The 16,104-nt window shown below is 45.9% G+C and carries 16 protein-coding genes; 5 read left to right on the forward strand and 11 right to left on the reverse strand.

What is annotated here, in order from left to right:
- Position 1 precedes the first annotated feature (1 nt).
- The gene (pdhA, locus tag AOT13_RS01785; protein WP_035501687.1) at positions 2-1,084 is read right to left on the reverse strand and encodes a pyruvate dehydrogenase (acetyl-transferring) E1 component subunit alpha; all 1,083 of its coding nucleotides are present in this window, start codon (positions 1,082-1,084) and stop codon (positions 2-4) included.
- A gap of 16 nt (positions 1,085-1,100) precedes the next feature.
- Positions 1,101-2,288 (reverse strand): dihydrolipoamide acetyltransferase family protein, encoded by a 1,188-nt coding sequence (locus AOT13_RS01790; protein WP_013399875.1) that lies wholly within the window; start codon positions 2,286-2,288, stop codon positions 1,101-1,103.
- Between the two features lie 448 nt (positions 2,289-2,736).
- Here AOT13_RS01790 and AOT13_RS01795 point away from each other — a divergent pair, with 448 nt between their 5' ends.
- A complete protein-coding gene (locus AOT13_RS01795) occupies positions 2,737-3,720 on the forward strand; it encodes a Gfo/Idh/MocA family protein (RefSeq protein WP_003247732.1) in 984 nt (327 codons plus the stop codon).
- Positions 3,721-3,965: 245 nt separating this feature from the next.
- Here AOT13_RS01795 and AOT13_RS01800 read toward each other — a convergent pair whose 3' ends face one another.
- From AOT13_RS01800 to AOT13_RS01830, 7 genes are all read right to left on the reverse strand, one after another.
- Positions 3,966-4,421 carry a VanZ family protein gene (locus tag AOT13_RS01800; protein WP_003247730.1) on the reverse strand — a complete coding sequence of 152 codons (456 nt, stop codon included), beginning with the start codon at positions 4,419-4,421 and terminating at the stop codon, positions 3,966-3,968.
- 97 nt (positions 4,422-4,518) lie between these two features.
- On the reverse strand, positions 4,519-5,457 hold the full coding sequence (gene rbsB, locus AOT13_RS01805; protein WP_003247728.1) for a ribose ABC transporter substrate-binding protein RbsB: 939 nt from the start codon (positions 5,455-5,457) through the stop codon (positions 4,519-4,521).
- Between the two features lie 32 nt (positions 5,458-5,489).
- On the reverse strand, positions 5,490-6,431 hold the full coding sequence (rbsC, locus tag AOT13_RS01810; RefSeq protein WP_003247727.1) for a ribose ABC transporter permease: 942 nt from the start codon (positions 6,429-6,431) through the stop codon (positions 5,490-5,492).
- Positions 6,431-7,927, reverse strand: coding sequence for a sugar ABC transporter ATP-binding protein (locus tag AOT13_RS01815; protein ID WP_013399871.1), 1,497 nt, complete (start codon positions 7,925-7,927; stop codon positions 6,431-6,433). The genes rbsC and AOT13_RS01815 overlap by 1 nt, the downstream gene beginning before the upstream one ends.
- Positions 7,928-7,954: 27 nt before the next feature.
- The gene (gene rbsD, locus AOT13_RS01820; protein ID WP_003247723.1) at positions 7,955-8,353 is read right to left on the reverse strand and encodes a D-ribose pyranase; all 399 of its coding nucleotides are present in this window, start codon (positions 8,351-8,353) and stop codon (positions 7,955-7,957) included.
- On the reverse strand, positions 8,350-9,246 hold the full coding sequence (gene rbsK, locus AOT13_RS01825; RefSeq protein ID WP_003247721.1) for a ribokinase: 897 nt from the start codon (positions 9,244-9,246) through the stop codon (positions 8,350-8,352). The genes rbsD and rbsK overlap by 4 nt, the downstream gene beginning before the upstream one ends.
- A 2-nt stretch (positions 9,247-9,248) precedes the next feature.
- Entirely contained in the window at positions 9,249-10,232 is a 984-nt protein-coding gene (locus AOT13_RS01830) for a LacI family DNA-binding transcriptional regulator (RefSeq protein ID WP_003247719.1), read from the reverse strand.
- 323 nt (positions 10,233-10,555) lie between these two features.
- Between AOT13_RS01830 and AOT13_RS01835 the strand changes: the two genes are divergently transcribed.
- From AOT13_RS01835 to AOT13_RS01850, 4 genes are all read left to right on the forward strand, one after another.
- Entirely contained in the window at positions 10,556-10,903 is a 348-nt protein-coding gene (locus AOT13_RS01835) for a DUF3870 domain-containing protein (RefSeq protein ID WP_003247718.1), read from the forward strand.
- 79 nt (positions 10,904-10,982) lie between these two features.
- Positions 10,983-12,146 carry a DUF819 family protein gene (locus AOT13_RS01840; protein WP_003247717.1) on the forward strand — a complete coding sequence of 388 codons (1,164 nt, stop codon included), beginning with the start codon at positions 10,983-10,985 and terminating at the stop codon, positions 12,144-12,146.
- An 18-nt stretch (positions 12,147-12,164) separates the two neighbouring features.
- Positions 12,165-13,241, forward strand: a complete 1,077-nt coding sequence (locus AOT13_RS01845) for a dipeptide epimerase (RefSeq protein WP_042384779.1) — start codon at positions 12,165-12,167, stop codon at positions 13,239-13,241.
- Between the two features lie 21 nt (positions 13,242-13,262).
- On the forward strand, positions 13,263-14,270 hold the full coding sequence (locus AOT13_RS01850; RefSeq protein WP_042384782.1) for a C40 family peptidase: 1,008 nt from the start codon (positions 13,263-13,265) through the stop codon (positions 14,268-14,270).
- Between the two features lie 119 nt (positions 14,271-14,389).
- Here AOT13_RS01850 and AOT13_RS01855 read toward each other — a convergent pair whose 3' ends face one another.
- Positions 14,390-15,862 (reverse strand): sodium:solute symporter family protein, encoded by a 1,473-nt coding sequence (locus tag AOT13_RS01855; RefSeq protein WP_003247712.1) that lies wholly within the window; start codon positions 15,860-15,862, stop codon positions 14,390-14,392.
- A complete protein-coding gene (locus tag AOT13_RS01860) occupies positions 15,859-16,059 on the reverse strand; it encodes a DUF3311 domain-containing protein (protein ID WP_003247710.1) in 201 nt (66 codons plus the stop codon). The genes AOT13_RS01855 and AOT13_RS01860 overlap by 4 nt, the downstream gene beginning before the upstream one ends.
- Between the last annotated feature and the right edge of the window lie 45 nt (positions 16,060-16,104).

Here is a 16,104-nt window from a genome sequence, read left to right on the forward strand (position 1 = left end):
GTTATTTCCCCTCTTTCCCTTGTTTTCGCCGCGCGGCTTCTTGCTTTTGCTCCTGCAAAAGCTTACTCGGCTTTCCGTACACGCAGCTTAATGCATCGACAATCGATCCACTTCCGTCCGCCGCCGCTTCTTCATACGCCGCCGTCACTTCGCCGTTCACTTGCGCGACCCATTCCTCTTCTTCTCCTTCCGTCCAAATCCCGCGTTTTTCTAAGAGCACCCGCAGGCGATGAAGCGGATCTTTTTTCCATCTCCACTTCTCTGCTTCTTCCGCGTTCCGGTATTTTGCCGGATCGTCCGATGTCGTATGCGGCCCCAGCCGGTACGTGAACGCTTCAATCAGCACCGGCCCTCCGCCGTTTCGCGCCGCATCGGCAGCCTCCTTCACCGTTTTGTACACGGCAAGCGCGTCGTTACCGTCGACAAGCACACCTTTCATTCCGTATGCCACCGCTTTTTGCGCGATCGTCCGGCTTGCCGTTTGCTTATGCACAGGAACGCTGATGGCGTATTGGTTGTTTTGGCAGAAAAAGATGACTGGAACTTGGTAAACGGAGGCAAAGTTCAGCGCTTCATGGAAATCGCCTTGCGATGTCGCTCCATCGCCGAAATAGCAGACCGATACTTGTGTTTCTCCCTTCAGCTTCGTCGCCCACGCGCAGCCCGTCGCATGAAGCGTCTGCGCGCCGATAATAATTTGAATCGGAAAAATATTTAAATGCTCCGGAGTTCTTCCGCCAGACAAATGGCCTCTCAAGTAACGGAAAATTTGCGCAAGCGGCAGCCCGTGCGCCAAACAAGCAGCGATTTCCCGGTAGGTTGGAAAAATCCAGTCATTGCTTTCAAGCGCAAACACGCTGCCGATTTGCGCCGCTTCCTGCCCGCCGAACGGCGCATATGTGCCAATCCGCCCTTGCCGCTGCATTTTTAACAGGCGCTCATCGATGACCCGCGCTTTGCGCATCCAGCGGTACAGTGCAACAAGAAACTCATCGGAAAAAGACGCCAGCGTTTTTTCATCTCCATTTCCGTTTTCATCAAGCAGCTGCACCATCTCAAATTGCAATTGGTCTTGGTCAAACATCGTTTTTCCCCTCCGTTTAACGAACATCTAATAACAGCTGTTCCGGATGCTCCAAAATGTGCGAGACCGCCCGCATAAACCGCCCGGCTGGTTCCCCGTCGATGACGCGATGATCAAACGTGAGCGACATCCCCATCATGTCGCGAATGACAATTTCCTCGCCAATCACGACCGGCTTTCGCTTAATCGCATGAATCCCTAAAATCGCCACTTCCGGATAGTTAATGATCGGCGTTGCAAACCAGCCGCCGTTTGCGCCTGTATTCGTGATCGTAAACGTGCTTCCCTGCAGCTCGTCAATGCGCAGCGCATGGCGGCGCGCCTTTTCCGAAAGCTCGGCAATCTCCACGGCAAGATCGTGAATCGATTTTTGATCGGCATGCTTAATCACCGGCACGACAAGCCCTTCTTTCGTCGCCGTGGCAATGCCGATATGGTATTGTTTCTTTAGCACAATTTCGTTTGTTTCTTCATCGATCGCCGCATTCAATAGCGGATATTCCTTTAACGCGCGCGTCACTGCTTTAATGACAAACGGCAAATAAGTCAGCTTGATCGCTTCCGCTTCCAGCTGTTTGGCAAGACTTGCGCGAATCTCCACCAGTTTCGTCACATCGATTTCGTCCATTCCTGTCACATGCGGTGCGGTGTACGCCGATTTCACCATTTTTTCCGCGATCTTTTTTCGCAGCCCGCGGATCGGAATGCGTTCTTCATGTTCGGTTATCCCGTGCCGGCGATCCATTTTCCGCCCGGCTGCTTCCAGCGCTGGCGCCACCGGCTCCAGTGCGGACTCGCGTGCTTTTGCATACCGCTCTAAATCAGCAAGCGTCACCCTTCCGCCTTCTCCCGTTCCTTCCACTTCTTCAATCGGGATGCCCATTTCTCTCGCCCGCTTTCGAACGGACGGCGCGGCAATCACCCGTTTTTTCTGTTGCGCCGGCCTAGATTCTGCGATAGCGGCTTTTTGCTGTTCAAGAATAATAAGCGGTTCGCCGACTTTTACCGTCATCCCCTCCGGCCCGGCAAGCGCTACTACTTTCCCCGCTACTGGCGTCGTCATTTCCACCATCGCCTTATCTGTTTGAATTTCTGCGATCGGCTGATCGGCGGCAACCTCATCCCCTTCTTGAATAAACCAGCGAACGATCTCCGCTTCATGCAACCCTTCGCCGATGTCCGGCAATTTAAACTCGTAACGCATATGCATATTCTCCTTTTCCATTTTGTGAAAAAATAGTGTCATATCATTCTGGAAGCGAATAAATGTGGGCTTAACTTGTTGCAGGCTGAAAATGGAGGGCGGTCATTTTGATGTGATTTCGCTGAGATGCAGTTCAACGAAGCAATGATTATAGTAAGCGTTTACAAAAAATATGTTGAATTTCCTGATCCGCAATTGCCTCCTTATCTTAAAATATATTAATATTCAAAATTTTTATTTATCATAATATACATTTTATTCCATGTCAATAAAACACACTGCCATTATTAGCAAAATAATCGGCCACTTAAAAAACTAGCCTTGCCAACACAGGAGAGAAAACAGCCAACCGGACCGCCGTTTCACGTTCTTCCGCGCCTTTATGGTTGCCGATGGAACGGTGTGAACGATAAAATGATATAGTTACGATAAGCAAGGAGGGACCACGATGATCCGATTTGCCACCATCGGCACAAACTGGATTACGGAAGCGTTTATCGAAGCGGCAAAAAAGACAGAAGACTTTGCGCTGGCCGCTGTTTATTCTCGGACGGACGAAAAAGCGAAACAATTTGCGGCGAAAACAGGAGCTGAACGGACGTTTACAAACCTTGAAGAACTGGCGAAAAGCAAAGACATCGATGCCGTCTATATCGCAAGCCCGAATTCGTTGCACGCCGAGCAGGCGATTTTGCTTATGGACCACGGCAAACATGTCCTATGCGAAAAGCCGATGGCGTCGAACACAAAAGAAGTCAAAGCGATGATCGATGCGGCGCGCCGCAATGGCGTCGTTTTGATGGAAGCGATGAAAACGACGCTGCTTCCAAACTTTCAAGCGGTTCGCGAACATTTGCATAAGATCGGGAAAATACGCCGCTATTTTGCGAGCTACTGCCAGTATTCGTCGCGCTACGACGCGTTCAAACAAGGAACGGTGTTAAATGCGTTCAATCCTGCCTTTTCCAACGGCGCGTTAATGGATATCGGCGTCTATTGCATTTATCCGATGGTCGTCTTGTTTGGAAAACCAAACCGCTTGCAAGCAAGCAGCTTGAAGCTCGAATCGGGCGTGGACGGCGAAGGGACGATTATCTTTACTTATGAGGATATGGACGCTGTTGTCATGTACTCAAAAATTACGAACTCCTATCTGCCTGTGGAAATTCAAGGAGAAGACGGAAGCATTCTCATCGACGCGATCCATACGCCAACAAAAGTGGAAATCCGCTACCGCGATGGGCGCACCGAAGATATTACCGTCCCGCAAGAACAACCTCCGATGTATTACGAAGTGAAAGAGTTTATCGAGCTGATCAAAAATGGAAAACGCGAATCCGAAGTCAATTCACATGAGCATTCGTTGCTGACGATCGCTTTGATGGAAGAAGCCCGCAAACAAACGGGCATCGTATTTCCTGCAGACCAATAAAAAAAACAGCTTCCTGCATGCTCGCAGGAAGCTTTCTCATTGCTTCTGCCACCTCGGCACTCCGCGCATCCGCCTGTTTGGCGGCAAACGTCATGCTTGTGATCACAAACATGACAAGCGATCAGACAAACATGCCAGCAATAAAAGAAACCATGAGCGGCTTTTCCTTTTCACGGAAACTCGTTATTCTCGCTTTTCTTTTCGGTCCAAAAGCATACTCGGGAGAGCCGGCAATTTGTTTTCTATTATGATACGTCCCGTTTCGCCGGATCATGTTCCTTTTTCTTCCAGCACATATAGAGAAAAACGCCAATTAAGGCCAAGAGCGCTCCGCACGAATCGATCGCCACATCTTTCGGCGTTGCGGTGCGCCCCGGCTCAAACGATTGGTGCCATTCATCCGTTACCGCGTACATTGTCGCAAACAGCCAGGCGCCGGCATACGCCAGCCGCATCGGTTCAAGCGCCCGCCAAACAAGCACGGCTAAAATGCCAAACTCGGTTAAGTGGGCCAGCTTCCGAACGATAAAATTCAATGGAGACGACGCACCGTCCCCGCCATGGCCAAACGGCAAATACCCAAGCACCGCTTCTAACATGCGCTTTGTGTTTTCACCGGTAAACAGCGGAAATTCACTAAAGCAATAAATGACGATACACCATAAAACAACGAAACTCCAGCGTTGGATTTTTCCTTTCATTTGCATCACCTATTATTTACCTTAATATCTTTATGAAGTAGTATCAACAAATAAAAAATACCTTCTGCCCGTATATGGACAGAAGGTAAATCCATGGTTATTGATTTTCTGTTACTAACTCTAATGGAATAGGAATGAACTTATCTACTTTTTCTCCATTTAATACTTTCAACGCTGTTTTGACTGCATTCTCTCCAATAAGCTCAGGCTTTTGCGCAACGGTTGCCGCCATTTTCCCTTCTTTTACCGCCTTCACTGCGTCTTCCGTTGCGTCAAAGCCAACGACGAGCACATCTTTCATGCCGCGCGCCTCTAAAGCTTCTAATGCACCTAACGCCATTTCATCATTATGGGCAAATACAGCTTGAATATCCTTATGGCTTTGCAAAATATTTTCCATGACCGATAACCCTTTAGCACGATCAAAATCCGCTGCTTGCTTCGCTACGACTTTCACATTGGATGCTTTATCGATGACTTGATGGAATCCTTCCCCACGTTCACGTGCAGCAGACGAACCAGGAATACCCTCAAGCTCTACAATATTGCCGCCATTTTTTAATTGTTCAAGGAGGAATTCTCCTGCCATTTTTCCTCCTGCAATGTTATCCGAAGCGATGTGAGTGGCTACGTTTCCTCCATCTGCGCTACGGTCAACCGTGATCACAGGAATATTCGCGCTATTAGCCGACTCAATTGCCGATGTCACCGCACTGGAGTCAGTTGGATTCACTAAAATCAAATCAACATCTTGCTGAATCAAATCTTCAATATCATTAATTTGCTTTGCAGAATCGTTTTGCGCATCGACAACGATTAATTCCACACCTTCTTCTTTCGCCGCCTTTTCAGCACCTTCTTTTAATGTCACGAAGAATGGGTTATTTAACGTTGAAATCGATAACCCAATTTTCATGCTTCCGTCTTTTTTTGTTTCTTCTTTTTTGCCGCTGGTTGCGCCGTTATCTAACGAACAGCCTGCTAATACGCCAATAACTAACAAAAATGACAACCACATGCTAGCTAACTTTTTCATCGTTCTCTTCCTTTCCTTGTATTTATTATTCATCAAGCTTCTTTGCGGCGGTCAAGGAGCACCGCAAGAAGAATGACTAACCCTTTAATGACTTGCTGATAAAATGAAGATACATTCAATAAGTTCAGCCCGTTGTTCAATACACCAATAATAAGCGCACCAACCAACGTTCCGAAAATCCAGCCGCGGCCGCCGGATAAACTGGTCCCTCCCAGCACCACGGCAGCGATCGCATCTAATTCATACGCTGTTCCCGCCGTTGGCTGCGCCGAGTTTAAGCGGGAGGTTAAAATAATTCCTGCTAATGCCGACAATCCTCCAGTTAAGGAATAAATCCAAATTTTCAGTCGATCGACGCGAATTCCGGATAGACGGCTCGCTTCCTCATTTCCACCAATCGCATACGTATGACGGCCAAACGTCGTTTTCTTTAATACAAAATATAATGCGACATACACGACAATCATAAATACAACCGGAACAGGGATGCCAAGAAAATACCCGCGTCCCATCATTTGAAACAAAATATCGTCTGAGGCAAAACCAGTGATAGGGCGCCCATCTGTATAAACAAGGGTTAATCCGCGAAACATCGTCATCGTTGCTAGAGTGGCAATAAACGGAGCAATGCGTCCTTTCGTAATCACCACACCGTTTAGTGCACCCATGAGAAAGCCGGCAAGCAATCCGATGATGATAGCAGTAAAGCCATTCGTCCCGCTTGCCATTATTCCCGCAGTAATCGCACTTGAGAGCGCTAACACGGAACCGACCGATAAATCAATGCCTCCCGTTAAAATGACGAATGTCATGCCAAACGCGATTAACGCGTTAATCGACACTTGACGCAAAACGTTCATCCAGTTATTGACCGTTAGGAAACTGTCACTCAATATCGACAGCACAATACATAACAAGAAGAAACCAATAAGCGGGCCAAGCTTTTTTACATCAAAATTCCATTTGTTTTCCATTATGCTTTTCCTCCTGTCGCCGCACGCATAATCGTTTCTTGATCGATTCCTTCATTCTCCAAAATAGCGCGAACCTTCCCTTCATGAACGACCATAATGCGGTCACTCATCCCAAGCACTTCCGGGAGCTCGGACGATACCATAATAATCGCAACCCCTTGTGCCGTCAGTTCATTCATAATTTCATAAATTTCTTTTTTGGCGCCAACATCAACCCCGCGCGTTGGTTCATCTAAAATAAGGATGCGCGGCTCCATCGCCAGCCATTTTCCGAATACGACTTTTTGCTGGTTGCCTCCGCTTAACGCTTTTACCTCTAATTCCGGAGACGCCGTTTTAATGTTTAGTTTCTTAATTAACGACGAAACTAACTCCTGCTCTTTCGTCGCTTGAATGACACCGGCTGCCGCCAATTGTTCTGATTTTGGCAACGTTAAATTTTCGCGCACACTCATATCCAAAATAAGCCCTTTTTGTTTGCGATCTTCTGTAATCATTGCGATGCCGTGCTCAATCGCTCGTCTTGGCGATGTAATATGAACCGGTTGGCCGTCAATATAAATCGTTCCCGCGTTCATTTTTCTTGCGCCAAAAATCGCCTCCATTATTTCGGTACGTCCTGATCCCATCAATCCAGCCACACCGAGAATTTCACCAGCGCGCACCGAAAACGAAACATTTTCAAAGACCCCTTCCTGTGTCAAGCCTTCCACGCGCATCCGTTCTTCGCCAATGATTGTATTTCGCTTTGGAAAGCGCTCTCCAATTTGCCGGCCAACCATCATGTGGACAATCTCATCAAAATTTGTCTCGGCAATGCGCTTCGTGCCGATAAACTGCCCGTCTCGGAGTACGGAAATGCGGTCGCAAATCGTGAAAATTTCCTCCATGCGGTGCGAAATATAAACGATCGCAACCCCTTGCTGCTTTAAGGTGCGGATGACTTCAAACAACGTTTGAATTTCCCGCTCCGTCAACGCGGCAGTCGGCTCATCCATAATTAAACATTTGGCGTTGGTGGAAAGCGCCCTTGCAATTTCGACAATTTGCTGTTTTCCTACCGACAAATTGCCTGCCAACTCATTCGGATCAATATGGATGCCGAGTTTTTCCAAATACACTTTCGCCTGCTTTTCCATGTCTTTGCCGCGAATAATACCGGTACGGCCGATCGTGCTTTCGCGTCCTAGGAAAATATTTTCCGCAACCGTCAATGTCGGAATGATGGTAAGTTCCTGATGAATAACAGAAATCCCATCACGTTCCGCTTCCTTCGGATGACGATAATGCACTTCGCGGCCATCCACCAAGACCGTCCCAGCATCGCGCTCATAAATGCCAGTTAATACTTTCATTAACGTCGATTTTCCGGCGCCGTTTTCTCCCATGAGCGCGTGCACTTCACCGGCGCGCACTTCAAAATCGACATCGTTTAAGACAACATGCTGGTGGAACGCTTTTTTAATACCCCGCATCTCAACAAACGGTTTCGTCATCGCTCTCCCTCCTTTTTCAAACGAACGCTATGAAAAGTTCACGCCAGAGCGGAGAATAATATTAGCGTAAGGCGTCGCCTCTCCTGTACGAATGACCGCTTTTGCGGATTTTGTCATCTCTTTAAGCTGTTCGTGTGGAACAAATTGCATCGGTACATCGCTCAATCTTTGCTGGATGTTTTCATACATAATGGGATTGTCCTTTTTGATTTCTTCCGCTAATGTTAGCGCTTCCACTTCTAATTCTTCTAAAACCGCATCCAGCACGGATAAAAACGGCGGAAATCCCTTCACTAGCGATAAATCAATACGATCTGTCCCATTCGGAATCGGCAGACCGCAGTCTGCGATGACAATCGTATCGGTATGACCGAGAGAAGCCAATAGCATACTTAAGTCTTTATTGAGAATACCCCGTTTTTTCATGATGAACACCCTGCCTTTTCCTGCAAAAATTTCTTTACTTCCTCTTCCGTCGGCATTCCGCCTTGCGCGCCAAGTTTTGTCACCGATAGCGCCGCCGCAGCGTTGGCAAAGCGACAGGCATCTTCCAAACTCATTCCTTTGCTTAACGCGACCGCCAACGCACCGTTGAATGTATCTCCTGCTCCTGTCGTGTCCACGACCGGAACGCAAAAGCCTGGTATGTGCACCTGTTTTCCATCTTTCCGAATCGTCACGCCGCGTGCTCCCTCTGTGACAATCACTTTATCAGCAAACACATCCACATCCACTTGCTCAAAAATAATCTCCCGCTCATGTTCATTTGGTGTAAGAAAATCGGCCTGCTCGATGAGTTTTTGTGGCAACGGCTGCGCTGGCGCTGGATTTAAAATGACACGCACATGATGTTTTTTCGCTAAAAAGACGGCTCTTTCTACAACGGAAAGCGGAATTTCCAGTTGCAGTACACATACATCGCTCTTGGCAATGATCTCTTCGTACCGGTCAATGTCTTCTGGGCGAAGCGCATGATTCGCTCCCGGCACAACAATAATCCGGTTATCTTGTTCCGAAATCGTGATCGAAGCAATACCAGTGCCTTTATGTGTAACCGGTTTCACATTATCGATATGAACACCTTCCCGCTCCAATGAGCGAAGAAGCTCGTTTCCAAATGGATCCGTTCCGACGGCCCCAATCATATGTACCTCCGCGCCAAGCCGCGCGGCAGCCACCGCTTGGTTAGCTCCTTTTCCGCCAGGAATGAGATGAAACTCCTCTCCTAAAATTGTTTCTCCTTGCGATGGAAAACGAGAAGCGATCGTCACAAGATCCATGTTGATGCTTCCAACAACAGTAATCACCGGTTTCGTCATTTTCATTCCCCCCTACGCGTCGATTGTCGTACCACTAGTTCAACAGGAAGCACATAATGAAGTTTTTCCAGCGGTTTTCCCTCTATCTGTTTTATTAAAATCCTCGCCGCAATTGCCCCCATATCATAAATCGGCTGAGAAATCGTCGATAACTCTGGCGTCGTCATTTCCGTTAGCGGAATACCGTCGTATCCTATAATAGCTATATCTTCCGGAACACGGAACCCCATCTGTTGAACCGCTTTTAACGCCCCCACTGCCATTGCATCATTTCCAGCAAAAATGCCATCAATATCATATTTATTCAACGCTTCGATTACCGCTTCTTTCGCCTTCTTCAACTGATAGTTTCCGAGTATAACAAGCCTCTCATCCCAAAGACCCAGTTCCATCATTTCATCACGATAACCATGAAAACGCTCCATCGCGTTCACAACATGAGAAGGCCCCTGGATATGGGCAATTTTGCGGCAGCCAATGTCATATAAATGTTTAGTTGCCAATCGAGCCCCGCCATAATTATCAGCAATGACCGAGGGATAGTTATGGCTTAGCGGTCGGTCTAGAACTACCATTGGAACATTCCATTCCGATACTTCCTCCAACTCCAATTGATTGGTCGTTAAGATAATGCCATCCACATATTTTTGCTTGAGCACTTCTATGTATTTTTTCTCTTTTTCTGTTTTCTCGTCAGAATTGCATAAAATGACAGTATAATCATAAATATTCATCACATCTTCCACTGCGCGAACAAGCTCTGGAAAAAACGGGTTCGTTATATCCGGCACGATTAACCCAATTGTCTTCGATGTTTTTTTAAACAATGCTCGCGCCACTTCACTCGGCTTATAATTTAACTCTTTCATCGCCTGTCTCACACGTTTTTCTGTTTCTTCATTCACATAACCATTTTGATTTAACACGCGAGAAACAGTCGCTACAGATACACCTGCCAACTTTGCCACATCTCTAATCGTCGCCATCATCATTCGTCCCCATTTTTATATGTAACCGGTTACATATAGTATACTAAAATGCCCGAAAATTCACAAGTAGATAAATAAAAATGATTTTAACTTTCTGATGTTATTTTTGCATCCTTGAAATTGTGTAAAAATCCGATTTTATTTTCTACACCATAATGAATGTTATCCCTATACCAGAACTATTTCTAGAAAAGTTGTAATTATCGACTATTTTCTTACTATTCAGTATAATAAACAAGAGAACATACATATTGCGAGCAACATTTATGAGTCCATCATAAATGCCCCTCGCAATAGCTGTATCTGGTTGGAGGATTAGCATGTTTGAGAATAATACTGTATATATCATCGGAGACGCAAAAGCGCCTTCAAACAATCCTATTACCCAGCAATATAAAGCATTTTTCATCGGATTAGTGGTCAATAAAGAAAACAGTATGATCGTTGATGCAGACTGTTCAGCGACGATTGAACTGACGAAGTCGTTTGTCAAAAGTTTACTTGTCGGCCGGTCGATATTGGATATTGACACAGTAACCAAAGAAATTCAAACTCGTTACTTTGGCTCTTCGCAAAAAGCGTTCATCGTCGCTTTTAAAAACGCCAGCTTAAAATATCAAAATATCGTTTCATCGGCTGCTTCATCTGTACTATCATCACGCAGATGAAACCCAGCGAATAGAGCGATTGTTTCTCTCTATTTGCTGGGTTTTTATATTTTTATATCTCAAATAGGGAGGAAAAACAATGATTCAAGACGGTGTTGTTTATTTAAGTATTTTGCTTGCTTACGTCGCACTCATTGCTTTTGCAGAACAAAAGTCCAAATCCAAACTTTTTAAAGTCGTCCCTGGCATTATTTTTATTTATGTCGGAGGCGCACTGATGCAAACATTTGGAGTTTTCGGGAAAACGAATTCGATCGACAATACGTACAATACCGTTAGAAACGTACTGCTTCCTGCCATGCTCATTCTTATGCTTCTGCATTGCGATTTGCGAAAGATCATCAAAATGGGGCCAAAAATTCTTCTCACTTTTTTTGCAGCATCTTTCACGATTATTATCGGGTTTACCGTCACGTATCTGTTACTTAAAGAATTCTATGCGAAAGATACGTGGAAGGCTTTTGCAGCACTCAGCTCCAGCTGGACAGGCGGATCGGCAAATATGGTCATTCTACAAAAAATTTTAGATGTTCCGGAAAACATTTTCGGCTACGCTTTAATCATGGACACCGTCAACTATTCTATTTGGGTTATGTTTATGTTTTGGCTTGTGCCGTTTGCTGACCGATTCAATCGCTGGACAAAAGCAAAAGCAATAGAAGTCCCGGTTGCTGCAGATGAAGTGGCAACAACAACCGAAAATCATCAAGGAAAAATGGGGTTTACCGAATTAATCGTCTTGCTTGGATTCAGCATTCTTTTATCGACGATTTGCACGGAAATCGGAAATGCTTTGCCCGAGTTGGGAGCCGTATTTAACGGAACAACGTGGACGATTGTATTCGCATCCGTTATCGGTTTATTACTGGCGATGACAAAGGCAGCGAAAATTCCTGGCGCCAACGACGTATCGAAAGTCATGCTTTATGTGATCATCGCGTTAATCGCATCGAAAGCAGACTTTTCTCAATTGTTCCAAGCTCCAATTTATATCATCTCTGGGTTCCTTATCCTTTTGATTCACGCATTATTAATGCTAATTATCGCAAAAGTATGCAAACTTGATTTATTTACAATGGGGGTAACCTCTTTGGCAAATATCGGCGGAGTAGCTTCGACTCCAATTCTTGCGGGCGCATATCATCAGTCGCTTATTCCTGTCGGCATATTGACAGCTTTGCTAGGCAATCTCCTTGGAACCTATTACGGGCTGCTCACCGCTCGTATTTTATCATCACTGTAACGGGAAGGATGTTTATTTATGAAAATAAAAGACGCAACGATCGCCGTACAATCTACCCCATTGATAAAACCTTTCAAAACGGCATTGCGGACAGCTACACAAATAGAAAGCATCGTCGTAAAAATCACGCTGGATAACGGAATGGAAGGCTATGGGGCCGCCGTCCCGACCGAAGCCATCACAGGAGAAACAAAACAAGGAATCATAGGTATTTTAGAAAATGTTCTCATCCCCAAAATCATCGGTAGAGAAATTGAAGAAATCAATAAAAACGATAAAGATATCCAAACAAGCTGCATTGGGAATACAAGCGCAAAAGCGGCATTAGAAATGGCTATGTACGATGCGCTTTGCAAACTGCTAAACATTCCGCTTTATCAATTATTCGGAGGAAAGATGAACCATCATGTCAACGATATGACCATTAGCGTAAATAATGTAGAAGAAATGGTCAATGACGCAAAAAAAGTCACAGAGAAAGGTTTTTCGATTTTAAAAATTAAAGTAGGAAAAGAAGCCGAAAAAGATATCGAACGAATTGAACGAATTTATGATGAAGTAGGTCCAAACATTTCGCTTCGCATTGATGCCAATCAAGGATGGACAGCGAAAGATGCGGTGAAAATCATCCAATCGCTAGAACAACTTCATCTTCCGATTGAATTTATTGAACAGCCCGTTTCTAAACATGACATAAAAGGCCTCCAGTTTATCCGTGAACGAGTCAACGTACCAATTATGGCGGACGAAAGTGTATTCTCGGCGCGAGATGCACTAGAGCTGATCCGGCATCACGCTGTTGATTTAATCAATATTAAGCTGATGAAAACGGGCGGACTACGGGAAGCTTACAAGATTGCTAGTCTAGCGGAAGCGGCCGGTATCGAATGCATGATCGGAAGCATGATGGAGCCAACTCTTTCTGTATTGGCAGCAGCCCATTTAGCAATGGCCCATCCGAACATTACAAAAGTCGATTTAGATGCCCCTCTATGGATAAACGATGACAGCAGCCGTTCTTTCTTTCAAGAAAGTAAGATTAACGTTCCTTATTTACCAGGTATTGGTTATGTCCCTTCTATGCCCAATCATTGACCATAAGAAAGGAGATTAGCAATGAAAAAATGGAAATGGTACCTTACTGCATTCCTTTGCTTCTGCATGGTTTTTGGCTTTCTTTTACCAGCAAATGCCAAAACGGACAATGATGAAGCGGCTTATGTTGACGTCTCTGTCGCAACACTTTGGACAGAGCCGAACATTGCAAGAGACATTGACAGCCCATCACTATCCAACCCGGTTGATATGTGGAAATGGACAAAAAGCATGACATACGAAGAAAAACTTTGGTTAGTAGGAAATCTCGAAACGCAAGCGTTATACGGCATGAAAGTCACGATACTAGAAAAACGGGGAGATTGGGCTAAAGTTGTCGTACATGGCCAGCCGACTCCACGTCATCCGCTTGGATATCCCGGCTGGATGCCAATCCGCCAACTGACAAAAGGAAAGGTATTTGCACCATTTCAAGCGAAACCATTTGCCCAAGTCACTTCACCAACTGCATGGCTTTACAAAGATCCAAAAGGAAACCATAAATTTATGGAAATCAGCTTTAACACTCGCCTTCCTGTGGTTCACTCAACAAAAAACGCGGTCAAAGTGATGACACCGAGTGATGGTGCCAAATGGCTGAAAAAAGAGGATGTCCAAATTTTCCGAACGGAAGCAGACATTCCGTCACCAACTGGAGAAGACTTAGTAAATACCGCAAAACAGTTTTTAGGCTTGCCTTATTTATGGGCAGGAACATCCGGATTTGGGTTTGACTGCTCCGGTTTTACCCATACGATTTATAAAGCGCATGGCATCACCATTCCCCGCGATTCGTCCGTACAGGCGCAATTTGGTATACCTGTCCCGGAAAGCGAACTGCAACCTGGCGATCTTCTTTTCTTTGCGTACAATAACGGAAAAGGACGCATCCACCACGTCGGCATGTATATCGGCAACGGCAAAATGATCCACTCGCCAAACTCGAGCACAACCGTACGCATTGATGATTACCGCGCCCCAGGATATGGCGAGGAATTCGCCGGTGCAAGAAGGTATATCCAAAAATAATGAGAAACAAAAAAAGGAGACACGATGCTTTGGCTCGCATGTCTCCTTTCCCTTTTCATAATACAATGTCCAGCCCGAACAACCATCGTATGCTGACAACATACCGTAGCCCGCTCTCCCTACATCGCGCTTTTTTCCGTATCGAAGCTGGCGGAACGGGTTGGAATCCAGCTCACCACCACTGTGACAACGATATTTACAATCAATGCGATAATTCCGACATTCAGATCTTGCACGGCCTGCGGCAAGGAAGGAAACAATGTGCCGATGCTGCTGCCGGATAATGTGATATAAGCCACCGTTGCAACCCCAGCGATAATTCCGGCAAACGCTCCCTGTTTCGTTACAAAGTTGTTTTTCATCAAGCTGAGCACAAACGACGGGAACAGCTGCGTCACAAGGCTATACCCCATCAGAAGCAAGGCAACGATCGTGTTTCCGCCGCGGAACGTAAAATATAACGAAATAAAGGCAATGACAGGAACGAGATATTTTGCGAGTTTCGCAACCTGCTCGTCGGTAGCGGAAGGAGAAAACACTTTATAAACGTTTTTCGCAAGCAGCGTCGACGCCGTCATTAAAATCATCGAACCTGGAACCATCGCCGTCAACAACCCGGCCGCACCGATCAGCCCGACGACCCAAGGATCAAACGTCTGAATGGACAAACGCAATAATGCCAGATCGGCATCGGAACCTTCCAAATGCGGAATTTGCAAGATCGCCGCAAAGCCGACAAAAAAGACAAACAGCAGCACTAACTGATAAATTGGCAAAATCATCGCATTTTTCCGGAAAACATTGGCGCTTTTCGCCGAATAAATCGAACCGAACGTATGCGGCCACATGTAAAAGCCAAGCACCGTCAACAGTACGGTCGAAATAAACCAAGATACGCTCATGCCTTTGTCCGGCAAAGCGAGAAAGCCCGGTTTTGCTTGTTCAATCGCCTCAAACATCGGCTGAATCCCGCCGTAATAATGGAATGGAAGATAAAGCCCTAAAAAGATCGCGACAACAAGAATCATGATATCTTTCACTACCGCTGTCCACGCTGAGCCATGAATACCCGAAATCGTCACATACACTGTAACGGCAAGAACGCCGATCCAAATCGCCGCCGTCGACGAAATCGTGCCGTAGGAGGCTTCAGAAACGATAATGCCTAATCCCTTTAGCTGCAGCACCAGATACGGAATCAGCGCAATGACACCGACTAGAGAAACGAGCACCCCTAACAGCGGGCTGTTGTACTTGCTGACAAAAAAGTCAGACTGGGACATCAACTTATGTTCTTTCGCATATTTCCATACTTTCGGAAGCATCCAATATGACAGCACATACGCCAAACAGCCGTACGCGATAATGTAAAACGTCGGTCCGCCTTTGCCGTAGGCCCATCCGCTTCCGCCCAAAAAGGTAAATGTCGTATAAATTTCACCGGCCATGAGGAGAAAGACGAAGATCGTGCCAAAACCGCGGCCGCCGACCGTCCACTGTTCCAAGTTCATATCTTTTCCTTTTCGCGCCTGCACCCCTAAGTAAAGGGAAAACAAAAGAAAAGCGAAAATAATCACTAGCGCCGCATTCATGTACGCTCCTCCTCCCGCACGTCCGGATCAAAACGGTAGACAACCGCCATGATGATGGAAGTCATAATCACCCAAGCAACAAGCCAAAAGAGAATAAACGGCATGCCAAGCACATATGGGGTTACTTTATTGGCAAATGGAATACCGCCAAGTATGCCAAGAAACGGAAGCACCATCAGCCAGCGAATTCCTTTCATCGTTATTTCCTCCCCCATAGAAAGAATAGAATAAGTAGGAAGCGG

Origin of the sequence: Parageobacillus thermoglucosidasius, from assembly GCF_001295365.1 — a bacterium.
Classification (GTDB): Bacteria; Bacillota; Bacilli; order Bacillales; family Anoxybacillaceae; genus Parageobacillus; species Parageobacillus thermoglucosidasius.